17 protein-coding genes and 1 pseudogene are annotated in these 22380 nt (G+C 64.7%); 10 read left to right on the top strand and 8 right to left on the bottom strand.

Translation table 11 applies throughout. From position 1 onward, the window contains the following. Window positions 1-152 precede the first annotated feature (152 nt). From AC0NZN_RS17635 to AC0NZN_RS17615, 5 genes are all read left to right on the top strand, one after another. A complete protein-coding gene (locus AC0NZN_RS17635; RefSeq protein WP_474593628.1) occupies window positions 153-1442 on the top strand; it encodes a hypothetical protein in 1290 nt (429 codons plus the stop codon). Next, window positions 1439-2932, top strand: coding sequence for an SCO6880 family protein (locus AC0NZN_RS17630; protein ID WP_474593627.1), 1494 nt, complete (start codon window positions 1439-1441; stop codon window positions 2930-2932). Before AC0NZN_RS17635 ends, AC0NZN_RS17630 begins: the two co-directional genes overlap by 4 nt. Further along, window positions 2929-4521, top strand: coding sequence for a hypothetical protein (locus tag AC0NZN_RS17625; RefSeq protein ID WP_474593626.1), 1593 nt, complete (start codon window positions 2929-2931; stop codon window positions 4519-4521). The genes AC0NZN_RS17630 and AC0NZN_RS17625 overlap by 4 nt, the downstream gene beginning before the upstream one ends. A 164-nt stretch (window positions 4522-4685) precedes the next feature. Then, complete coding sequence (locus tag AC0NZN_RS17620) at window positions 4686-5780, top strand: ParA family protein (protein WP_474593625.1); 1095 nt, start codon at window positions 4686-4688, stop codon at window positions 5778-5780. Between the two features lie 406 nt (window positions 5781-6186). Then, complete coding sequence (locus AC0NZN_RS17615; RefSeq protein WP_474593624.1) at window positions 6187-6453, top strand: hypothetical protein; 267 nt, start codon at window positions 6187-6189, stop codon at window positions 6451-6453. On the opposite strand, the gene AC0NZN_RS17610 is transcribed toward AC0NZN_RS17615, so the two are convergent. Continuing rightward, window positions 6450-6785: a hypothetical protein gene (locus AC0NZN_RS17610; RefSeq protein WP_474593623.1), complete on the bottom strand. Its 336-nt coding sequence runs from the start codon at window positions 6783-6785 to the stop codon at window positions 6450-6452. The two genes, AC0NZN_RS17615 and AC0NZN_RS17610, sit on opposite strands and share 4 nt — an antisense overlap. A 154-nt stretch (window positions 6786-6939) precedes the next feature. Here AC0NZN_RS17610 and AC0NZN_RS17605 point away from each other — a divergent pair, with 154 nt between their 5' ends. The 4 genes and pseudogenes from AC0NZN_RS17605 to AC0NZN_RS17590 form a co-directional block, all read left to right on the top strand. Then, complete coding sequence (locus AC0NZN_RS17605; protein WP_474593622.1) at window positions 6940-8286, top strand: type IV secretory system conjugative DNA transfer family protein; 1347 nt, start codon at window positions 6940-6942, stop codon at window positions 8284-8286. 384 nt (window positions 8287-8670) lie between these two features. Further along, window positions 8671-9153 (top strand): hypothetical protein, encoded by a 483-nt coding sequence (locus AC0NZN_RS17600; RefSeq protein ID WP_474593621.1) that lies wholly within the window; start codon window positions 8671-8673, stop codon window positions 9151-9153. A gap of 38 nt (window positions 9154-9191) precedes the next feature. Continuing rightward, window positions 9192-9644, top strand: a complete 453-nt coding sequence (locus AC0NZN_RS17595; protein WP_474593620.1) for a single-stranded DNA-binding protein — start codon at window positions 9192-9194, stop codon at window positions 9642-9644. Window positions 9645-9763: 119 nt separating this feature from the next. Continuing rightward, window positions 9764-9960 (top strand): annotated as a pseudogene (locus AC0NZN_RS17590) (transposase); the annotation flags it as partial. Window positions 9961-10354: 394 nt separating this feature from the next. On the opposite strand, the gene AC0NZN_RS17585 reads toward AC0NZN_RS17590, so the two are convergent. The 5 genes from AC0NZN_RS17585 to AC0NZN_RS17565 all read right to left on the bottom strand — a co-directional run bounded on the left by AC0NZN_RS17585 (window position 10355) and on the right by AC0NZN_RS17565 (window position 16287). Beyond that, complete coding sequence (locus AC0NZN_RS17585) at window positions 10355-11578, bottom strand: IS256 family transposase (RefSeq protein WP_474593619.1); 1224 nt, start codon at window positions 11576-11578, stop codon at window positions 10355-10357. Between the two features lie 308 nt (window positions 11579-11886). Further along, a complete protein-coding gene (locus AC0NZN_RS17580; RefSeq protein WP_474593618.1) occupies window positions 11887-13773 on the bottom strand; it encodes an ABC transporter ATP-binding protein/permease in 1887 nt (628 codons plus the stop codon). Beyond that, the gene (locus AC0NZN_RS17575; RefSeq protein ID WP_474593617.1) at window positions 13770-14729 is read right to left on the bottom strand and encodes a peptidoglycan-binding protein; all 960 of its coding nucleotides are present in this window, start codon (window positions 14727-14729) and stop codon (window positions 13770-13772) included. The genes AC0NZN_RS17580 and AC0NZN_RS17575 overlap by 4 nt, the downstream gene beginning before the upstream one ends. Before the next feature lie 251 nt (window positions 14730-14980). Next, on the bottom strand, window positions 14981-15868 hold the full coding sequence (locus AC0NZN_RS17570; RefSeq protein WP_474593616.1) for a hypothetical protein: 888 nt from the start codon (window positions 15866-15868) through the stop codon (window positions 14981-14983). Window positions 15869-15876: 8 nt separating this feature from the next. Beyond that, window positions 15877-16287, bottom strand: a complete 411-nt coding sequence (locus tag AC0NZN_RS17565) for a peptidase inhibitor family I36 protein (RefSeq protein WP_474593615.1) — start codon at window positions 16285-16287, stop codon at window positions 15877-15879. Between the two features lie 1349 nt (window positions 16288-17636). Between AC0NZN_RS17565 and AC0NZN_RS17560 the strand changes: the two genes are divergently transcribed. After that, window positions 17637-17798: a hypothetical protein gene (locus tag AC0NZN_RS17560; protein ID WP_474593614.1), complete on the top strand. Its 162-nt coding sequence runs from the start codon at window positions 17637-17639 to the stop codon at window positions 17796-17798. A gap of 757 nt (window positions 17799-18555) precedes the next feature. Here the strand turns inward: AC0NZN_RS17560 and AC0NZN_RS17555 are convergent. Both AC0NZN_RS17555 and AC0NZN_RS17550 read right to left on the bottom strand, forming a co-directional pair. Continuing rightward, on the bottom strand, window positions 18556-21315 hold the full coding sequence (locus AC0NZN_RS17555) for an AAA family ATPase (protein WP_474593613.1): 2760 nt from the start codon (window positions 21313-21315) through the stop codon (window positions 18556-18558). A gap of 150 nt (window positions 21316-21465) precedes the next feature. Beyond that, on the bottom strand, window positions 21466-22242 hold the full coding sequence (locus AC0NZN_RS17550) for a nuclease-related domain-containing protein (RefSeq protein ID WP_474593639.1): 777 nt from the start codon (window positions 22240-22242) through the stop codon (window positions 21466-21468). Window positions 22243-22380: the final 138 nt, after the last annotated feature.

Here is a 22380-nt window from a genome sequence, read left to right as displayed (position 1 = left end):
TACTCCGGGTCTCGATCGGCATGGTGCTTGCACTGGGCGCCGTGATCGCGGCGGGCGCTCCCGCATCTGCGGCCACTCCAGCCGCAGCCAGGCTGACAGCTCGCATCTCCAGTCAGGTCACGGGAGAGCCCTGGTCCTCGCCAGCGTTTCCCGTGTCCTGCGATCGTCAGGAGAACCTCATCTCGTGCACGCCCAATGATCCCAACCAGGTGAAGCCGACCGCGTGCTTCTTGGACGTGATCGTCGACGGCCAGAACGCCACGGTATGCACCACCTTCGCCGGTCACCAGGATGCGATCAAGGCCGCAGGCGGCGTTCCGGCCACCGTCGACTTCGGCTGCTCCTTCGGCGACATCGTGTGCGGCACCTTCCAGAACTGGGGCATCGGCGCCGCGATGATCGCGACTGCATTGATGTATTCGGTCCTCGGCGTCGCGAAGTTCGACGTGGGGGGCAGTCTCTGGAATGCGGCCGCCGGACAGTGGTCCTTCTGGGCATGGGCGACCCTGATCGTCGTCTTCGGCGCGATGATCTGGTCGATCACAGCAGCAGTGATTTCGGGTGATCGCAGCCAGCTCGTGAGCGCACTCGTACGGTCGTTCTTCGCGATTCCCGCTGTGCCGTTGACGTTTTGGCTTACCGGGCAACTCGTCCAGTCCATAGATGGACTTACACAGGACATCGTCGGTCAGGGGGCGGGCGCAGGCGGACTCTTCGGCACGCTCCAAGCCGCCATGTGGGCCGGAGGTCAGGCGGGCTACGTCTTCGGATTTGCCATCTTCGGACTCATCTTCGTCGGCATGCTCCTGCTTCTGGCGGTCTTCCTTTTCCGCAACGTCGCTCTCGCCGCGTTGATCATGGTCGGTCCGATCGCCTGGATGATGTTCCCTGCACGTGGCGTGGGTCCCCAGTGGGTGGTTCGCTACGCGTCCGCCGTCGTGGTTCTGCTGCTCACCGGCCCCTTGACCATCGCCTTCTTCTCGCTCGTGGTTCACGGCCTCGCGGCTGTGAAGACGATCTGGGACCCGGCCGCCTGGCCGTACATCGTCGGTCTCCTGGTAATCGCGTTCGCACCGTTCGCGGTGTTCGGGCTCTTCAGCTTCGTGGGAGCTGTCGCGGTCGACTCGATCGGCTCCCGGCTCGGCGGGCACGCGGCGGCGATGGGCTCGCGGGCAGCGAGGACCGCGGCATCCATACCCACCCGCGTTGGCTCCATCCCTGCCGGTGTACCGAGCGCACAGCGCGCACCCGCAGCGAAGTCATCACCGACCGCAAGGGCAACCGCCGGCTCGTCCGGAGCCACTCCCCCAGCTCGTCGCTCGAGCTCATCCGCCCCGACGAGCACGCCGGCGAAGACCAATCAACCGAATGAGTCGATAGTGGCCAAAACCCTTCCCGACCAGTCGCACCCAGCTCCTACACCGAGGAGAGCGCATCGATGAGCACAAACGATCAATCCGCCCGCCCCGTTCGGCTTCCGCGTCGATCTCGGCAAGGGGTGGTGCTCGGTCTCGACGGCTGGCAGGTGCTCTGTCTCATCGGCGCTGCGGCCACACTGCTGACCGCCGTCGTGCGACTGGGTCCAGTTGGACTGCTGGTGTCCGCTCCGATCTACCTCCCGCTCGGCCTCGGGGCCGTTGTGACGATCCACGGCTTGTCCGCGCCGCGAATGACCGGACTGTGGCTGTCCAAGCAGATCCGTGGAGCGGCGCGAGCGACGCGGCACACCTACCGGCCTGAGCGAGTTCGCCTCGAAGGGACGATCAACCTTCCCGGAGTGCGAGCCTCCGTCCAGATCTGGGATGTCGACGGCCTCGCGTCGGTGTACAGCCCGCACGAGCGCACCCTTTCGATCACGGCCGAGCTCGAGGTACAGGGCTTCCTCATGAAGGACGTTCCGGACAGGCTGGAGCTGGCGGAGCAGTGGGCAAAGGTGCTCGCGTCGTTCACGCAGCGCAACGGGGTCAAGCGGATCACTCTCCAGGAGCGAACGACACCGACGACGATCCGAGCGGCTCGACAGCATTACGAAGCTACGGTCGGCCGTCTGCATATCGACCCGAACTCGCCTGCCGCGATCAACTACCAGCGAGTGCTCGACGACTCCGAGCAGTTCGCCGTGGCGCACCGCAACTATCTCACCCTGACTCTCGATCTGGTCGCGCTCGGGCCGCAGCTGAAGGCGCTCGGAGGCGGCAAATCCGCCATCCAGACCCTCGCCTCGATCGAAGCGGGCAACGTATCGGATGCCTTACAGGCGGTGAAGATCACGGTCCGGCACTGGCTCAGTCCTCGAGACATAGCGGCACTCGCCCGAACCGCCTTCGATCCCGAGTTCCTTCCCACTGTCCAGAATCGGGACGACGCTACAGCAGGAGTTGACCTGACCGCGATCGGTCCGATGTTCCTCGACGAGCCCAAGGGCCGCAACGGTGTCGTCCTGACGGACTCCGGCGTGCACACCACCCTGTGGATCCACGAGTGGCCCCGGTCCGATGCTGCAGTCGGTTTCGTCTCCCCCATCGTGTTCGCCCGCCACCCGGTCTCCGGAGAGGCGGTAACGCACATCCTCTCGATCGTCCTGGCGCCCGTACCCGTGTCGAAGGCCTTGAAGCGGATCCGTGACGAGAAACGAGTGTGGCGCGGAAACGAACGCCTCCGCGCGAAGCGGGGTGCGGATGGTTCCGCCGCCGACGAGGCCGATTGGCTGGCACTCGAGAAGCAAGAGGAGGAGATCGTCGCCGGACATGGCGAGTTCCAGTACGGCGGGTACCTTACGATCACGGCTCGCGACGAAGAAACGCTCGACCAGGCAGTCGCCGGCGTGCGCAATTCCTTGTCACGTGCCGGGATGGAGGCGCAGATTCTCTACTGTCAGCAGGCTGAAGCGCTCCTCCTCAACGCGCTGCCGCTGGGCATGGGACTGAAATGATGGTCAAGCACGCGTTTTCCGTTACTCCGGCCGGCCAGTCACCGGCGGAGCGCCGGGCCGTCCGTCGGGAGATCACGGCGGCCCGGCGGGCCGACACGACCATCCGAACGACGAAGCACCAGCGCCGGCTTCCTGCCCCGGCGATGCCCGGTCCGTTCGGCCCCGGTGTGAGGGAACACGGGTATTGGAACCTCGCCCGACTCACAGTTCCGGCACACCAGGCGACATCGCAACACCTGGCCGGCATCTACCCTTTCGTCGCGGACGTCGGGCTCGGCCACCGCGGCCCGGTTGTCGGCGTCGATCTCAACGCCGATGCCCTCTGGCACTTCTCGCCATGGGAGGCGTACGCCGACGCGACCGGTCGGGGTGCGTTCTCGACCAACATCCTCGTGCTGGGCGCGTACCGCGCGGGGAAGAGTGCCGTCATCAAGATGCTCACGACGCGGTCGCTCCCCTTCGGGCACCAGGTCGTGCTCCCGTCCGATTCCAAGGGCGAATGGGTGAAGGTCGCGGAGGCCGTCGGTGGGTCGATCATCCGACTGGGCGCCGGCGGTACGGAACGACTCAATCCGCTGGACCGCGGTCCACGTCGCACGGCGTCGACTGATGACCAGCATGAGCAGATGGTCGCTCAGCGGCGCATCGGGACGCTGATCTCCCTGATCGAGCAGACCATGACGGGGGCCCGACTTTCAGCTGTGGAGCACGCCGCGGTGCATCTCGCACTCCGCCGCGCGATCACGGAGACGGACGACGCACCGACTCTGCGTGAGGTTCACCGCCAGCTCGAGCTCATTGCGAGCGGCGACACGGACGGCGATGCCGCACTTGTCTCGGCATCCGCACAGCCGCGCTTCGTTCTACGCCGCTTCGTGGAGGGCGACTTGTCGGGCCTCTTCGAGGACGCATCCACCGTTGCCTTCGACGAGGACGCGCCGATGGTGGTCATCGACACCAGTGAACTGTTCGCCCGCGGCGACCTCGTGGCCCAGCTCACGCAGGTCTGCTCAACGGCATGGATCCAGGCGGTCGTCTCCGACCGCGACGCCCACCGCACGCGTTACGTCGTGCGAGAAGAGGGGTGGCGGGACATGACGTCGCTCGCCGCGCTGCAGATGTATCAGCAGTGGCTCAAGCTCTCGCGCCACTACGGCATCAGCAACATCGTGATCCTGCACAAGATGGGCGATCTGGATGCCGTCGGCCAAGCGGGGTCTCAGGAGCGCAATCTCGCCTACTCCATCGCCGGCGACATCGAGAACAAGTTCATCTTCCATGTAAACCATCAGGAGCGCGCTCCCCTCGTTGATCGGTTGAACATCTCTGCTGCGCACGCTGAGATGGCTCGCGAGCTCGCGCGCGGCCAGTTCATCGCCTACGTCGGCCAGTACTCCTATCTCGTCGACGCGTTCTCGACGTCGACCGAATGGGAACTCGAGCTCTTTCAGACCGACGATGCGGTGCTTCTGGACAGCGACGAGATGCCGGAGCTCGTCCACTTACGCGAGCACGTTGACAAGGCGTGGCCGAACGACGTGGATACGAGCGTCGACGGGTGGCTTGCTTACGAGAGGGGAATCGGATGAGTGCGACCCTGGGACCTGCGCTGCGTGTTTTCGTTCGCGGCGACACGGCCACGGTGGTTGACGAGAACGGAGCCACAACCTCGTTCAGCGGAGGCTCCGACCTGGACGTCCGACAGGCCGTAGTGGCCCACGCCGTCCGGCTCGCTCATCAGCGAGGTCGACCGGTGGCGGTCGAGACATCGGGCGATCGCGGATCTCACCGCCTCGAAGTCGGTGCCGACGGTCAGATCCGGGCGCTCAGCGGAGAGAGCGCAGATGCTGAAGCGCAGCTCACGGAGATGCCAGCGACGAGCGGCGACACCCGTGCGGATGCGCATACCGTTAAGCCAGATGCCCCCGAGGCGGAGATTACCCGCGCATCATTCATCGACGAGAGCGCAGAACGTGACCTGATCCGCTCGACCGGTCTCCGCGGCTGGCTTCGAAAGCTCGGCCTGGTCCATTCGCCGACCGCTGCCGAGGTCGCCCGACATGGACGGGTGCGCATCGTCGCGGGGCAATGGGCGGGTCCGCGCACGATCGCGGTGGTCAATGGGAAAGGCGGTGTTGGCAAGACGCCGACGACCGCCATGCTCTCTGCGGTCTACGCACGCTTCGGCGGCGGCAGTGTGCTGGCCTTCGATAACAACGACACTCGCGGGACACTCGGGTGGCGCACGGAGCAGGGCCGGCACGAGTCGACGATCGCAGATCTGCTCGCGGCGGCGGACAATCTTCAAGGTGCGCCGACGAGTGCAATGGCCGCCTACATCCACCACCAGACGGATGACCGCTACGACGTGCTCCGCTCCAACCCGAGAGTGCTCTCGGCCGACCAACGATTGACCACCCACGAGTTCGACAGGCTCGTGAGCACCGTGGGCCGTGGTTACCGACTGGTCGTGTTCGACTCCGGGAACGACGAGGCAGCCGATCGGTGGCTCCGGATGATCGACTGGGCCAACCAACTGGTCGTTCCAACAGTCACCTCGCCGGAGTCCGCAGAATCCGCAGCTCTACTCCTGGAGGCACTCGCCGCGCGCGACGAGCACTCGGCGCTCCTCGCACGTGACGCAGTCGTCGTCATCACGCAGGCTGAGCCCGCGGGAAGGGCTCGCCTCGCACAACTCGTCGAGACATTCAGCTCCCTCGCGCGCGCCGTCGCCGTCATCCCCTTCGATCCCGCGCTGAAGGACGGGCCCCTTCGATTCGGCGCACTTCGGGCGGCGACGCGTGAAGCGTGGATAGAAGCGGCCGCGTACGCCGCCGAGCGGTTCTGAGGAGGAACAGATGAACACCGTACTCGCTCTGATCACCGGCTCCGCGCTGATGGTGGCGTCGGTTGTCGGCACGACAGGAGCGCTATACCGGCGAGGACGCCGCGGGACAGGACGCCTCGCTGTTGCCCTGGCATGGATCGCTCTGGGCATCGCGGGCGCCACCACTCTTCTTGCCTCCCTCGGCCGGGTCCTCTGGAGCGTCGGACTCGTGGTCGCGTGCGGGGCCCTCGCGTGCGCCGCCGCATTGGGCTTCCTTCGAAGTCGCGAGGTAGCAGCGGCACGCCGTCGTGACGCCGCGCTAGGAGAACCGCCGCTCGGGCGCGAACCATCGATTGCGCTGACTGTCTCGGCCGCCGGGTTGTTCTCCCTCATTCTCTGCGCCGCCCTGATCGCACCCTGGATGCTGGTGGCATCGTCGTCCGCCGGCATCCCGATCGATCGAGTCATGAACGGTCTGCTTGCAAACCTCGCAGTCTCCACCCCGCTCGTCTGGATCGCCAGCGCTGTGCTCGCGACCACCCGGCTGCGACGCCGCGCCGACGATGCGGATGCTCTCCGTCGCGGAGTCGAGACCCGCGTCGCGGATGCAGAGGTGCACGGCTACCGCGAAGGACTTGCCACGGGTCGTGAAGACGGGTACCGGCATGCGGCCTTCGGGACGACGTGGGATTAGGCGATGATCGCCGGAAGCCTCTTCTCCAAGGCCGTCGCGGCTGTCCTCGCGGCCGCCTTGGTGTTCGGCATGACCAGCTCATTTGTCGCGGAACTGGTCACAACGTGGGTCTGCGGCTCACGACCCGCCGCCCGAAACATGTACTCGGGGCTCGTGGTCTTCGCCACCGGCGACCGATCCGCATACGCGATAGGCGGCGGCTGCGTCTTGCCAGTCGTCCCGATCCGAGTCGCGGACTTGGTGCTTCTCATCGTGATCATCGGCGCTGCGATAGTCGCGTCCATCGCGTATTCGCGGTACCGCGAGTCGGACGCAGCCTTCCTCGCAGACATCCGATCTCGCCCTGGGTTCGCGACCCGCACAGAGATCGGCAAGCACCTTTCCGCTTCCGCCGTCCTACGACGAGCGAAGCATCTTCGTCCCGGCCAGAGCGGAATCAAACTCACGGACGTCGGTTGGCGGATCGGCCGAGCCCGAGGTCTCGACGTGTACGTCTCGATCGAAGACTCCGTCGCGCTCGAAGGACCTCCACGCGCCGGCAAGGGTTATCGCGTGCTCATCTCGGCGATTTTGGACTGGGCGGGCCCGCTCATCACCACGTCCACGACGAGCGACAACCTCACCGCAACGATGCACATGAGGATGCAGCGTGGCGAGGTTCACGTCTTCGACCCTCAAGCGCTGGCGGGGGTGCGACACACGCTGCGCATCTCTCCGATCGTCGGATGCGAGGATCCCCTCGTCGCCGTCCAGCGTGGGCAGGCTGTCGTGACGGGGACGGCGCTCGGGTCGTCTTCCACCAATCAGGAGTGGGCGGACGTCGCTGCGACCGTGCTGTCGAGGTTGCTCCATGCCGCCGCGCTCACGGGAGGTACCGTTGCGGACCTCTACAAGTGGGGCTCGACGCCGGCCCTCGCCCATGACGCGGTACGAATCCTTCGATCCGAATCGGCGGCGGCTCCGGGATGGGCCGATGGGCTCGAGGCGGTCCTCGTCGGCGACGTGAAGCTTCTCTCGTCTACGTGGTTCGGTGTGCAGGCCGCGGTCGCTCCTCTTGCGATTCCCCAGATCCGCGAAGCGCTAATGCCAGCACAGGGGCCTGGGTTCGATCCGGACGAGTTCCTGCGGGGCGAGAACACGCTCTACCTCATCGGATCCGGCGCGGGAGCGGGTGCCATGGGTGGCTTCCTCTCCGCCATCCTCGACGACGTCGTGGAGGTCGCGAGACGACGTGCGCTCGCCTCCGACGGAGCCCGGCTTCCGCATCCCCTGGGCTTGATCCTCGATGAGATCGCCAACATGTTCCGATGGTCCGCGCTCCCCCGCGTGATGGCCGAGGGTGGTGGCCGCGGGATCTGCACCTTCGTCGTCCTCCAAGCGCTCTCACAAGCTGAAACGGCATGGTCGCGCGCAGAGGCTGACACCATCTGGTCTGCCGCAACCGCGAAGGTGCTCCTGGGCGGCGCCTCGCACGTTCAACACCTGCGCGACATCGAAACGTTGCTCGGTTCCCGAGACAGGCAGCGCAATGAGCGCTCCTGGTCGACTCACCAGCCCGGCAGCTCCGTGTCAGAGCGCCACGATCGCCTGCCGGTTATGACAGTGGACGAGATCCGTCGGATGCCCCCAACGGCCGGGCTTCTCGCGTACCGAAACCGCAGAGGCGTGCTTCTTGATCTCGCGGGATGGGACGAGCGCAGCGACGCCAGCCACATCAAGGCCGGAAAGACCAAGACCGAGGCCGAGCAACGCGATGTGTTCGCGAGCGCGTACACCGCCAGGACGGCCGCCGCAACGATGCCCCAATTTCAGCGAGAAGAGGATGCGTCGTGAGTAACCGTCGACGGCGTCCCTGGGGGAATCGCTACCGGTCCGGCTACCTCCGCTCGCGAGTGTGGTTCACGCGTCGTGACCGGTGGTTCGCCGAGCAGCACGACCGCGCCATTCCCCTGACGTGCACTGCGTGCGGACGCCCAGCGCGCCCGAGAGACCTCGAGCTGCATCACCTCGAGTATCGCGGCGTGATCGAAGGCAAGCACGGATGGATCTCACGCGAGCAACATGAAGACCTCGTGCCCCTCCATCCCCTGTGTCATGAGCTGCTCCACCGGCTCATCGACCGGGATCGAGTGTTGGGCGGGATGCGAGGGCGGCGCGACGCATCGCGAACGGCTCTTGTGCGCCTTCGACAGAAGCTCACACGCAACGAGGCATCTCATGGATGAGCACCCCGAGGACATCAGCGTCGAGGAGCTTGTCGCCTCCCTCCAGCTGGGTGACCTTCGGATGCTCAATCGGGATGCCTCGTCCGCAGACCTCGGCGCGCAACCCGTGAACTGGCGCGACCTGAAGGAAGACGATGCACGCGCGACCTGGGATGCGTTGCGGGACTGGGTCGAATGGGTGACGACCCGCTATGAGATTCCCGAGATCATCGTGCCCATCTGCTGGTGGCGCCACAGCGCTCTCGTCGAGGAACTCTCCGCACTCCACATCGCGTGGGAGGCGGCATTCGACTCGACCGATAGCGGGCTCGGACCAGTCCTCTGGCACGAGAAATTCGCAGCAGCTCGTGCCCGGCTCAAGTCCGCGTATCCGGGCTCGTGCGTGAACGGGCACAGAGAGCGTCCTCCTCGTTCGTGGCGCGATGTCACGAACGAGGAGGAGTGGGACGCGTGGGCCGACCGGGCCCACGCCTGACAGCACCCTCGGGTGCACGAGATGAAGGGAATGACACAATGTCGACCAGAATCCCCCTCACCATCGAGGGGAATATCACCGCGGACCCGGAGTACGGGACCGCCGAGTCGGGTCTGGAGTACGCCAGATTCAGCGTCGCTGTCAATGACCGTCGCCTGAACGAGACGACCGGTACCTGGGAGGATGCGGGCACCGTGTTCCATCGGGTCACGGCATTCGGGCGTCAGTCCCGCAACGTCGCCGACTCGCTGCGCAAGGGGGACACGGTCCTCGTGAGCGGCGACTTGAAGTTCACCAACTACGTCGACAAGCAGACCGGCAGCACCCGGGAATCGCGCGAGATCCTCGCCGACACCGTCGCCGCCTCACTGAAGTTCACCGGGGTCGAAGTGAACCGCTCCCCCCGAGTGAACGGCCCCGCAGCTGATGCCACGGGGCCGTATTCAGCGCCGGTGTACGAGACCGACGCGGACCTCCACACGCTGAATTGATCCAACCAGCGGAGTACCGCCAGGGTACGCGCCTCCCTGCGGACTCGCGACCCTGGCGGTGCTGCGTAGGAAGCGGCCAGTCATTGGGGCCCCTGTGTCTCGGCTACCGGACCGACTCCCGCCTCACCCGGGAAATCCGCCGCCGCAGCGACTCCGTCGGCATCTTCCCGACCGCGACGCGATCATTCGCTTTGTCGGCGCGGTCCTGGCCGAGCGAACCGACGAATTGGCCGATGGAGGCCGCTGCCTCGGCCTCGCCCTCGGCCTCCTCGCCAGTCCCGCCTCACAGTCGTCCCCGACACCGGAAGCGAGGTGAACACCGACATCATCCTCGAGCTCAGCGCCTAACCATCAACAGAAGGATCACCGACCGCGACACCACGCCCCGGGGCTTGACCCGACGAGATCCCACGCGATCAATGCTGACCACGCACATGTGTATGGCGGAGCGCGCAAGCAGACCATACGACTCGAAGGTCAGTGCGACTCTTCACCCGCCTCGCGTCTATCGAGAGTGTGGTGAATCCGAGGCGAGCACGAGGTCGTGGATGTCCGGTGTGCGAACGTCGAGCACTGGGGACGATCCGCTAATCCTTGTCCCCGATTCCTTACGTCGGTCGTGACATCGCCAGAAGGCGTGAAGTCTCGGCGATGGTGACGTCCCGCTGATTGGTGGAGTTTCTCAACACCGTGCGGGTCAGCTTCTGTGATTATGCCGCGGTGAGTTCGGGGATGGCCACCTCCTCTGGTTCTGCGAGGAGGAGGGTCATGGAGTGCTCGGAGAAGTAGCGGCGGTCGGCGCCGTCCCATTCGTCGTGCTGCTCGATGAGCACGTGGCCGGCAAGGCGCAGCAGCGCGGCGGGGTTGGGGAAGGTGCCGACGACGTCGGTGCGGCGTTTGATCTCTTTGTTCAGCCGTTCCAGCGGGTTCGTAGACCAGATCTGCCGCCAGTGCTGCGGCGGGAACGCGGTGAACCCGAGCAGGTCATCTCGGGCGGTCTCGAGCATCTCGGCGATCTTCGGGTGCGACCGGGTGAGCATCCGCACGACCTCGTCGAACTGGCCCAGGACGTGGTCGGTGTCGGGTTGGGCGAAGATCGTGCGGATGATCGACGCGACCATGGGACCCGCGGTCTTTGGGACGTTCGCGAGCACGTTCCGCATGAAGTGCACCCGGCAGCGCTGCCAGCCGGCGCCGGCGAACACGGTCTGGATCGCGGCGATAAGCCCGGTGTGCGCATCGGAGATGACCAGCTGCACCCCGCCCAGGCCGCGCGCCTTCAACGATCGCAGGAACGTGGTCCAGAACGGCTGCGATTCGGTCTCCCCGACCTCGAACCCGAGGATCTCCCGGCGTCCGTCCGCGGCCACACCGACTGCGACCACGACCGCTTGCGAGACCACCCGCCGGCCGACACGAGCTTTGCAGTAGGTCGCGTCGAGGAACACATACGGGTAGGACTGGTCGGCCAGCGGCCGGTCGCGGAACGCGGCGACATCCTCGTCCAGGTGCGCGCAGATCCGCGACACTTCGGACTTGGAGATGCCGGTGTCCGCGCCGAGCGCTTTGACCAGGTCGTCGACCTTGCGGGTGGACACGCCGTGCACGTACGCCTCCATCACGACCGCGAACAGGGCCTGATCGACCCGGCGGCGCCGTTCCAGCAGCGACGGGAAGAACGATCCGGTGCGCAGCTTCGGGATCCGCAACTCCAACTCCCCGGCGGTCGTGGTCAGAGTCCGTGGACGGGTGCCGTTGCGGTGCGCGGTCCGATCGGGCGAGCGTTCGAACGGGGCTGCGCCGATGAACGCGGCAGCTTCCGCGTCGATCAGCTCCTGATAGAGCGTTTCGGTCGCCACCCGGATCCGGTCGGTGACGTCCGTGAGCTTGAGTTCCCCGAGGAGCTCGAGGAGGGCAGACTGGTCAAGAGCCATCGTGCGTTGTGTCTTTCTGTGAGTGACTTGGTCGTTGTCTCACTGACCATCGCACGATGGCTCACCACGTCCTCGACGTGACACTCGAGCCCGAGATCTACACCACCCCAGGGGACGTCACCCTCGGCGATGACCTCAGACTCGAGACTCAACGCACCGAAACAGCCGTGATAACTGTTTCGCAAGAGCGCAGTAGGCACAGTCCTAGATGCGTGACGCCCAAATGACAGTGGGCGCTACGGCTTAATCCCTTCGCGCGCTCTTGGAACTTGCGTCGCCGCCGTACCGTGTTGGTCTCCGCCGGATCGTTATGAGGCCCTCAGCGCCTCGACTGGCTGGAGCTTTCCAGCCCGGACTGCCGCAACCGACGCACTGGTGACCGCCATCATCACTCCGAGGACAACAGCGAGCGGAGCGAGTCGAAGATCAAAGACGGGCATCCAACGGTGCGCGATAGTGAATGTCAAGATCGCACCGAGACCCAGCACAAGACCGGCGGCACCTCCCGCGCACCCCACAACGGCGGCTTCCGCGGAGACAAGCTTGGCGAGGCTCGCCGCTTGCGCGCCTACCGCACGTCTCAGACCGAACTCTCCAGTTCGGGAGACAACGGAGGCGCTCAGTGCGTTTGACAAAGTGAAGACTGCCACCGCGATTGCAAGCAAGGAGAAAGCAATCAGCGTGGATTGGAGCCCCGCCTGGATAGCTGGCCGCAGCGTATCGATATCAGGGGGTATCGAGATCTTGGGTAACGATGGGTCCGTGGGAGAGATCGCGGGGCCGATTTGCCGACCAATCTGAGTTGCTGCGCCGCTCATGACATCGAGAGCGAGCGTTGTCTTTGTTTCGTGCGAAGCGGCATCTGAGTCCAGAGACTTGACCACTTGTCCGGAGAGATCAGGGTAGCGCCGTGAAGATTCGATTGTGCCGATGATTGCTAAGGGCACTCCGTCGACGATGACAACTGGGCCGCCCGAGTTCGGCCCAACGGCAAGCTGACGCGCGACATCTCTTCCGACCAAAGCGGTTCCGGCAGCCAGCTGGCGTGTTCTTTCATTGGTCCAGGAAACTCGTGAAGATGTCGCGCGCTCGAAATCTCCGGCGACCGACTGGACAGTGAGCTCCATCCGGTTCGGCCCGCTGACAACCGTCGCCCCTCCTTGGTCAACGAGGACCGCCGCTGCCCGAACGCCCCGCAACTTCTTCGCGGCGAGGATCGCATCGTTCGGACTAATGCGACTGTTGGCATCCGACATCCACTGGGCAGACACATCATGGTTCGCGTGCAGGTTGAAGGTGTCCGAAACCTGCGCGCTGGCGACGGATCCAAGCCCAAGCGTCACGATGACCATCGCCACTGCAACTGCGACTGCGCCTACGAGGCCTGCTGTCTGCCGGCTCCTGGACTGGACGGAGGCCCAAGCATCTAGCCAGAGATCGCGGAAAGATTGGCGCCCCGGTTGCGCCGGCTGGACTCGCGATGTTGAACGCCGATTGGTCCTGGGCGAACCGGTATCCTCGATGACTCTGCCATCCGAGATCCGGACGATGCGGTCGGCCATCGCTGCAACCTCTGACGAGTGTGTGACGACAATTACCGTTCTTCCCTCCTGATGGAGGCGCTGGAGTAACGTCAGGACCGCCGCACCGCTTTCGGAGTCGAGGTTGCCGGTGGGCTCATCGGCGAGGATCACCTTGTTGTCGGCCACAACGGCACGGGCCAGCGCCACACGCTGTCGTTGCCCTCCGGAGAGCTCGCTCGCTTGAGCGTCAAGCCGGGCCCCGAGACCGAGTTCGCCAAGGACGCGACGCGCGTTCGCGGAGCGTTGTGGGGCGGGCACGCCCTGATACATCTGTGTGAGTTCAACGCTGTCAAGGACCGGCCGCGCATCGAGAAGATGAAAAGCTTGGAAGACAAACCCGATGCGCGCACCACGGAGACGCGTGCGTTCACGGTCGGATAGGGCTCGCGTGTCTTGCCCGAATAATCGATACTCACCATCTGACGGTTCATCCATTAGGCCCAGGACGGCGAGGAGGGTGGACTTTCCACCTCCGGACGGTCCGAGAACCGCCACGAACTCTCCGCCATAGATGTCGAGATTGATGCTCTGCAGAGCGTGCACGGCCGTTGGAGAACCTGCGGCAAATGTCCGCGATACTCCACGCAAGCTAATTAGAAGATCGTCGTTCATCCAGTGCGCACCTCGTCACCAGCCGATACGTGAGGTCCGCCATCAATCGCAGCCATACCGTCCGCACTTCCAAGCAGGTGTACCTGCTGCGACCTAAATCCCGTTCCTCCACGGACAAGGAGCGAAGCCTGCCCGTTGCCCCTGTCAGCAATCGCCACCACGGGAACCAGCAGAGCGTCAATGGCGACCGTCCTCACGTGCACGCTGACAGTGACGGGGGTCGAGGCCTCGACGGGACTGAGCGCCGATGGGTCATCGAGGATGATGGTCGCGATCTTCCCTGTTACTTGAGGCTTGCCGTCGGCGGCACCGGCATCCTTTGAACCTGCGGTGGCGGGGAGGGGGGCTCCATCGATCCTCAGGATTTCACCGGGTACATCAGTGAGGGATCCACCGGTGACTGCAACGCGCTGCTTTGCCTTGTAGTCTGCCTCGGACCCGGTCGGCAGCGCGGCACGAATGACGCGGTTCGTGGACGAGAACATGATCGATGTCGACTGGGACACGACCGTGCCAACGTCCGGAACGCCGGCAATAGCGATGGGCAAGGCAGGCGTCTCTACCGACGCCCAGAGTGGGAAGTACGGTTCATCGCTGGCAGGGAGCGAAGTAGACGCCTGCGACGATTCATTCGATGGGGTCGCGTTCGGCTTTGACGATGAACGCGCTACCGGTGTGTATCCAGACGCACGGTAGAGCTGTTTGAGCGCGGAAATGGTTCCGTTTCCGAAGGTCCCATCTACGGAGCGCAGGTAACCCATGCGCTGCAGGTTCTCTTGCAGTACCCGAACATCTGGCCCGATGTCGCCCCTGCTCAGATCTCGATAGAAAGGGAACGGCGACTCGAGCACGAATAACGGCTGTCCATTGAGGTCGGCCACGACGTCTCCTGCTTGCACCGTCGCGCCCGTCGTCGCTTTCACTGCGGTGATGACGGTGCGCTGCGCGTCACCCACTGAGGTGAGGGGCGCTTGGGACGTGTCAGCAGCCTCCACTGTCCCGGGTACAGGCCGAATATCAAGAAGATCGCCTCTGCTGATGGTCGCCGTGACAGGTTCAGGTCGCGGCGCTGTGGTCGCGGCGTCTCGCTGGCTTGGCGAGACGAAGACGAGGGCTGCAGTCCAGCCGCCGGCGACCGCCACTAGCGCGATTACCACGACGACAATCCACCGAAGTGCGCGGTGCCGGCGGGATACTATGCGCTCGGTCATTCGCCGCCAATGCCCGCGACCGAGGACAGCATGCGCTTGTAGTCCGCTTGGAGGTCGGAGCGTACACGAGCGAGCCGGTCGGCATTTTCCTTGGCGAACTCGGCTTGTTGCCGCCATTCGGCGTTGTACATGGCGCGAGCCCATCCAGACGAGGCTCTGCACTTGGCGTCTTCCACCGCGAGAGCTTTCTCTTGCGCTGACGCGCTGGTTCCGGGGGTTCCGATCTCCCACTTGGCGATGTAGGTGTCACCTGGCATCATGTCCGGGGTCTTGGCGTACCCTCCGTTCCCAGCTTCAGACATGCAAGACTGCCAAGCCTTCACAGCGGTGAGCACCTCCGGGGCCTGAAGCGCCTTTTCGAACATCTGCCCATGCGCCTGAGCGGCGTAGTAGATCGTGTCGTTATCGGGAAGTGGGATTGTCTTCCGCGCCTCAGTGAGACACGCGTCATTCATTTGCTCGAAGCCGGGCGTTGAGGCGGCTATCCCATTCGCTTTCGCGACAAACGCACGCCATTTATCGAGTCCCTTGTAGGCGAGTGGGATCGTGTGATAGCCGTACTGCGCGGCAATGTCTGCGTTGAACAGCCGGGCTCCGCCCTCCGTGAATGAGGCGCTGCGCATCCGTCGGTCGGTCGGTTGCCATGGCACGGGCCAGGTGACGCCTCTCTTCGCCAGGCAGTCCTTCTCCAATTGCGCTTCGGCGTAGTCGCGGAGGCTGGAGTTCTGGGAATACATGTAGCCATCCAAGGGAAGCGCCCACCGGTCCTGGTCCTTCTTTGGCAGCGTGAAGTGGGTCGTCGAAGCCGAGCAGCCTGTGAGCAGGCCAAGGGCGATTGCCCCGGCAAGGGCCGGGGCAATCGCCTTCAAGTGGAAGATACGCACGCTGAGTTTCAGTTGAAGCTCGCGTAGTAGCCCGAGGAGATGCTGTCGTTCTGCGCACCCATCCACCACAAGTTCGAGTTGGAGTTCGAGCGCGGGATATCGAACAGAAGGACGCTCTTGTTGGCGTTCTGGTACATGCTCGCGGTCTCGGAAATGCCGTTGTTAAAGATGGACGTGGCTGTGTCGTTGGCGTTCGTCGAGGTGCCCGGGTACACGTAGGACGAGTAGTTCGTGACGTACTGGTAGAAGTAGATCCTCGCGCTGTCGATGCCGTTGGTCCTGAAATCCGCGTCACCCCAGGTACAGGTCGTCCCCGACGGGCAATTGCCCATGGCCGCGTTCGCAGGTCCGGCCACGAAGAGCCCAGCCATGATTGCCAGTGCCGACGCCGCGACCGCCATAGTTGCTTGCTTGCGCATTGAGATCCTCCTCATATGTCATCCGAGAGCGGTTAGTCCCGCAGATAGAGATATTGACAGACTCGCTGTGTGAAGTCAAAGACTTCGCTGAAAGACTCCTGAATGCCAGCCAGGGCAAGCGTTCCGGTCTGGTCGGCAGCTGTGGTGAATTGCCTCCAACCCCGCTCGCGCCCGCCGGCGGGAGTGCGCCGCCTGGAACCCGGCGGACGAGACAGCGGCCCAGCGTCTGGCTCAACGAGAGATCGGAACCGCGCTCGCCGAACACATCGAACGCAGCAAGCTCGCCGCCCCGAAACTCGACGCTTCCAGAACGGCACGCGAGGTGCCGACCGATGGCCGCTCCCTCACCGAGATCGCTGCGGAGATCCTCGCCACAGCAGGCTGGCTCGCCGGCAAGCCGACCCCCGCGAACGGTGCGTTTAGCAACACCTCCTAGTGGCTACCTGGGCGCGGGCGCGCGGCGGTGCTCGCTAGTCCACCTGCCTGCAAAGAGCTCGCGGCACTGCACTGTGCGCCCCCCGATGGCCAAGCTCCAGCTCAACGTCGATTGCCGTGGCGGTTGACCGCCTGGGCACATCCCCGCCAGACGGATGCTTGACCCCAACTGAGATTTCCCCAAAGTTTGGGAGAACACCACCATTGAGGAGAAGACCCGTGAATCGAGGCATCAAGTTCGCCCTGTCCGTGCAACCGCTGCTGATTGTTTGGGGCAACCGGGATCCGTGCTCGCACCCAGACGACGCCGCCGATTGACCCGAACACGCTCGCGCCAGCATACGGCGAACTTCGATCCGCTCGGAGTTGACCCCGCGAAGCGGGAAGGCCCGTTTGAGAAGTGCGCGGCGGGCGAGTCGTTGACAACGCGGATCTTCGGCCGTCAAGGTCTGTCTCGAAGAGCGCTAATCACGAGGGGATCATCAACCACAAGCGCGAGGTCTACCCTGACGGGGTCAATCACGCTCACATGGGTCGAGCACCGTACGAAGCCCCCGAAGAGCAGCGACATCAGGCCCTACGAAATCTCGAGATACTCGCTGAACACAGCGTGGCCAGCTACCGGAATTGCAGGATCGACGAGAACAATATCGTTCTGACAGAGTGGTCCACGCGGACCACCAGTGCTCCGGCGGCCCTGGCACTAGCGCTCACCGATACACCTGGGACTGGGACATCCAGGCTACCGGTGGCGCATGTTCAAAAGGACTACTGGGGGCGCCGACTTCCCCCATAGTTCGCATCCGGGCATACTGCACCGTGATCGCCGGAATCGGTCGTCCTACCCGTTCCTTGATCTCGATGTCACGAAGACGTCGGCCACCATCAACGCGAACTGGTAACACGGAGGAGTCGTGAACCCACTTCGGGTGGACTTCCTCTTTCCCATGATCGCACCCACGGCGCTGATGGCGGTGGTGCTGGTCATCGTCGTTCGCGGACAGCGCCGCGTCGAGGCACAGCTCGAGACACTGATGTCCGAGCGGGTTCCCGAGCGAGCCGAACCAACGGCTTAGGCTGGCGAAATTTGGTGTCCAGCGGGATTCGACCCTTGTCGTCCAGCGGGGCACCTCCGTGTGCGCAGACTATAAAGGCTGTGTCAGCGGTTCCTTTCGACTACATCGACGCGGTCTCCCGCAGCGACGGCTGAGCGATACCTGCGGGAGCAGCTCAAGCGCTCGACCACGATGCGGCTGCTCGATGGCAGACCGACTTCCGGGCGGAGCCCGTGCTTCACTACCATTCGCAGGCGATGCAGTCCTCGTCGCGGCCGACCCCGATACTACGGGCGTCTAACGGACCGCACCGCGGGTACCCGGTTCGGCTGCCTCGCGAGCTGCCTGCCGCCAGGGACCAGCGGATCGATCTAGGCGAGTCCGACGCCGGCACACTGGACGTGAACGGCACGACGCGGTGCCACATGGATAGAGTCCCGACACGGATGCGCAAACGACGTAACGCGCGCCTCGCCAGACCGGTGATCGCTGCGGAGCTGTACCCGGCCGAGCATGCCTGTGACGGTCTGCAGGTTTGCGCCGGCGTGGACGGCGATGACTCGGCGCTCCTCGCGGCCACCGCAGACAGGTTTGGATTCGACGAGGTGCAGGCGGGCGCAGTTATTGGCATGCAGATGCGACGATCCACACCGCGCGGAATCGCACGGCGGCGGTCACAGCTCGCCGAACTGGATGAATTGATGGCGACCCAGAACCTCGCCCAGACACGCGGACGGGCGGTTACCTCCTTTCCGCCTCACGGTGCGGAAGGGGATGCCTACCGACCGAGTCCCACACAGTCAGATGGCGTGCTCGCAGGAGTCATACAGGCGGCATCCTCGACTCGACGCGGGTCCCGCCACCGGGCGGCGCGGCCTAGCTCCCCGCGAGCCGAGACCCGAGCGTCGTCGAGCGTGACCTCGATGGTGCCCCGCATCAATGTTTCGGCGATCTCGCGCTCGGCCTCAGCCCGTGATTGCGTGATGACGAGCGCTTCATTCTGGATGCGCCCTCGGGTCATTCCGACGTAGAGGCCGGCTCCGTCGACTCCGGGACCCACGATCGACACGGCGGTGGTCTCTCCCTGGATGCCGTGCACGGTCGATGCGTAGGCCAGCTGCACGTGCTCACAGGCGTAGTCGCGCGATACGACCCTGTGATCGCCGGCATCATCGACGGACGCGAGCCACACGGACGTCGCATCCATCGCCTCAATGGTCCATGTGGCGCGGTTCTCTACGCCAGAGACTCGATCGTTACGACGTGTCTGGACCAGATCGCCGACCAGCAGCCATTGCTCCCCCATGCCGACCGCGGCTGCATTCACATGCAGTTGTCCGAGAGCGATCCGCCGTTGCTGGATTTCCTCGCTGATGGCGGCGGCATCCGCGTTCGTGGCCGTGACGAGCGCGACTCGGTGGCCGGGGCGGGTGTGCTCGAAGTATGCGTCGACCATCGCCTGTCTCGCGGCGGCTTCGTCGTCGACCCGACGGATGCATCCCCGTTCCCCGAGTTTGTGCGCCACCTTCGCGGCGTCTTCGCGTGTCGCGGGCTGACGCATCCGGATCGTCAGAGCGGCGTAATCGGGGTCCCGGAAGCGGTGCACGGCAGACAGCTCCACAACGGCGCCGGATCGTCGCGCCATGCACGCCATCGCACCCGCGTGGCCGACGGGACGGGCTTGAAGATCGTCGCCCACCATGGCGATGCCCGCGCCCGTTTCGATGGCGATCTGTGCGAGGAGGTTCGCGGTGGCAAGGTCGACCATGCCGCTCTCGTCCACGACGATCCGGTCGCCGGGCGCGAGGGGGTAGTGCTGTGGCCCTGCGTACGCGAGGCCGGTCGTCGCGTCAACTTCACCGAGTCGAAGCCGCGTCCAACTCTGAGCGCCGCAGTCATCGTCGGCGAATCGCCAGCCGTGGTCGACGAGCAGGGCGTGCAGGCTGGACGCCGGGGCGCCGGTCTCGCGGCCGGCGACACTGGCTGCCTTCTTGGTAGGCGCGACGACGATCATGCGACGGCCCTGGCGGGCAAGCGCGGACTGAGCGACCCTGAGGATAGTGGTCTTGCCGCTGCCCGCAGGTCCACTGACAGTCACCAGCCGACAGGTTCCGCCAATCGCCGCCGCTGCCTCTGACTGACCCGGGTCGAGACGAGCACTCGGCTCCAGAACGGTCGCCGAGAGCTGGGCAATTGCGACGCCGGGGATGTCCGTACCCGGTCGATTGAGTGCGTCGAACTTAGCGACAAGGTCAAGCTTCAAAGCGGCCGTCTGCGCCGACATCAGATGCTTGACGTGCGATGGGACGTCGGCCTGATCGTGCAGGAGGTCGACCGAACCGCGAAGCGCGCGCTCCACAATGTCGTCGATCACCTCCTGCAGCACCGACCGGTCAGCCTGGACCGAGCAGCTCGCCACCGAACGCATGGCGCCGGCCTGAATGTCGTATCTGCTGAATCGCCCGCCCGTGCCCGCGGCGCGCCGATCGGCATCCGCAATTGCCCGCGCGGCGAGAAGATCCCGATCAATGGCAGCGATCGGCTGCGCACGGGGCTCGATTGGGCCACGGCTGTCCCACAAGCCCGGATCCAAAGCCGTGAGCTCGGAACGGATCACAGTCTCCCATTTGGACTCGTCGAGGTCGTCGGGCTTGTTCGGCCTGCCAGCAGCCCACGCCCATCGATCGATCTGCGCAAGCACCTCCGGGCCGGGTTCTTGATGTGGATGCAGGGACCGCCACTCGGCGAGATGACGCATCCGATTCGCCTCTATCTGGTTGGACCGCCGCGACAGGGGACGCACAAGGTGCGCAAGCTGCGCGATCTCCCCATCTTCGTTGAGCGTATATCTGCGCCTTGCGAGGGCCTCGAGCCATTCAGTGTCGGTGCGAGCGGCGAGCTCTCCCTCAGCGTTGATGACAGTGTGGAGCTTCATCGCGACCCGCGAGTCCACGTTCGACCATTGGCCATCCTCGCCTTGAACTTTCACGTTCAACCACAGGTGGCGATGGATGTGAGGGTCCAACGCCCGTGACCGCCGATGCTGAAGTTCGACCACCTCGATGCAATGCAGAGATTCCCGAACCCGGCCGCCCGCGCCCCGCCGCGCGTTCAGCTCCTTCTGCCAGATGACGATGATCCGGTCCCGCAACCGGTCCTGCAAGGCCTCGAACTCACGTGCGAGCTCCGGGTCGATGAGGGCTGCGATGCTGAACGACTTCGGCGCGTTAATCGTTCCGTCGAGCACGAGATCTGCCGTCGGCGACTCAAGACGCCGGCCTCGATGCTCGCCGGTTTCCGGATCATCACCGTTCAGCCATCGCGCGAGATGCGCTGACTCGAGCAGATCCGTGGTGATAGCGCCCTCGGTCACCGTGTAACGGGTGACGTCAGCCGACCCGCTGTAGTTCTCCAGCGCCGCCACTCCGTGCGCGCCGCTTCTGTAGGCGTCGCAGGTGCCGCCGAACGCATACGCCAGGGCCTGTCGCACGCCGTGCGACTCCACTCCACGCTTCCAGCGCTCGAGGCCCCCGCGCATGTTTCGACTGTACGCCGCTTATGCGTAATCTCGTCACGGTTACGCGAGTGTCACTCAAAGTGCCTGCGTGCATTGCTCTTGTTCTGTCTTGATGATCAGACCGGTCGGATCATCAAGACAGAACGCGCGTGAGTTGGGGGGCTGAGATCGCTAGTGCAATATGCCTAGGAGGCTGGCGAGGAGTATCACGAAGGGGCTGAGCAGGATCAGCGCTGCCCAGAGGATTCGACGCCGCCGTGCGGCGGCCACGGATTCACGCAGTGCTGTGAAGCCAACAAGATCGGGATCTTGCAACCGCGGGGAACCCCAGGTTGCCGGGTCGGCCGCGATCCGTTGCAGTCCGCTTACCTCGGTAGGGGTGAGGACGACGGGTCGCCTTTGCAGCCAACGCGCCAGCTGCGTGGATGCGAGTACCTCAACGCCTGTCGGCCTTTCCTTGATGGTGATGCTCCGCGCAGCGACGATCGCGACGATGGGTGTGACCTCGACGCGCCTGCGTGCCGCGCGGGTGAGGATCTTCGCGACGCGGCTCGCTTCGAAGACGGCGTTGCGGAGGTGGTCGGTGCGTTGTCCATTGACCAGGAGGCGTCTACTGCCGACCCACACCTTCGCACCCTCGTGGAACTTGGAGTTGATGGTGAAGACGCCGCCAGGTCCGATCACGAGGTGGTCGATATCGCTTCCTGCCGTGCCCACCGGTATCGCATGAATCACCGACCATCCATCGCCGAGCTCATCGACGACCCGTGCCACCTCGAGCTCGCCGAGTGCGCCGAGGTACCAAGCACGACTCTCAGTACTGAGGGGGCTGCGACCGAAGAGTCGCGCCGCAGCCGATCGGGGCGCGACCGTCGCCTGGACACGCAGCGCTTCCGAGATGACGGCCGAAGCCGGCGGGCGAAGCCGCAGAGGTTCAGTGTCCGGCATTGCTGGTCCTGCTTGTCGGCGGCGCTCGAAAACTGGACAGTAGCGGCGCTCGAAAAGTGAACACTCAACGATTGGAGAGTGATCACTTTGGAGGATTGGGCGTTGATCCGCAGGCTGGCTGCGGAGGGTGTTCCGAAG

This window comes from Microbacterium sp. sgz311019 (assembly GCF_056135325.1).
The sequence above is the reverse complement of the archived record's forward strand: the minus strand, read 5'-3'. Positions and strand labels throughout refer to the sequence as shown.

What these genes read in the sequence shown, in the direction of transcription:
- AC0NZN_RS17595 (WP_474593620.1), top strand. Translation starts at nt 9,192, where the DNA reads ATGTCGACCAGAATCCCCCTCACCATCGAGGGGAATATCACCGCGGAC.
- AC0NZN_RS17580 (WP_474593618.1), bottom strand. Translation starts at nt 13,773, where the DNA reads ATGAACGACGATCTTCTAATTAGCTTGCGTGGAGTATCGCGGACATTT.
- AC0NZN_RS17585 (WP_474593619.1), bottom strand. Translation starts at nt 11,578, where the DNA reads ATGGCTCTTGACCAGTCTGCCCTCCTCGAGCTCCTCGGGGAACTCAAG.
- AC0NZN_RS17625 (WP_474593626.1), top strand. Translation starts at nt 2,929, where the DNA reads ATGATGGTCAAGCACGCGTTTTCCGTTACTCCGGCCGGCCAGTCACCG.
- AC0NZN_RS17630 (WP_474593627.1), top strand. Translation starts at nt 1,439, where the DNA reads ATGAGCACAAACGATCAATCCGCCCGCCCCGTTCGGCTTCCGCGTCGA.
- AC0NZN_RS17565 (WP_474593615.1), bottom strand. Translation starts at nt 16,287, where the DNA reads ATGCGCAAGCAAGCAACTATGGCGGTCGCGGCGTCGGCACTGGCAATC.
- AC0NZN_RS17555 (WP_474593613.1), bottom strand. Translation starts at nt 21,315, where the DNA reads ATGCGCGGGGGCCTCGAGCGCTGGAAGCGTGGAGTGGAGTCGCACGGC.
- AC0NZN_RS17550 (WP_474593639.1), bottom strand. Translation starts at nt 22,242, where the DNA reads ATGCCGGACACTGAACCTCTGCGGCTTCGCCCGCCGGCTTCGGCCGTC.
- AC0NZN_RS17600 (WP_474593621.1), top strand. Translation starts at nt 8,671, where the DNA reads ATGGATGAGCACCCCGAGGACATCAGCGTCGAGGAGCTTGTCGCCTCC.
- AC0NZN_RS17610 (WP_474593623.1), bottom strand. Translation starts at nt 6,785, where the DNA reads ATGTCTGCGAGGAAGGCTGCGTCCGACTCGCGGTACCGCGAATACGCG.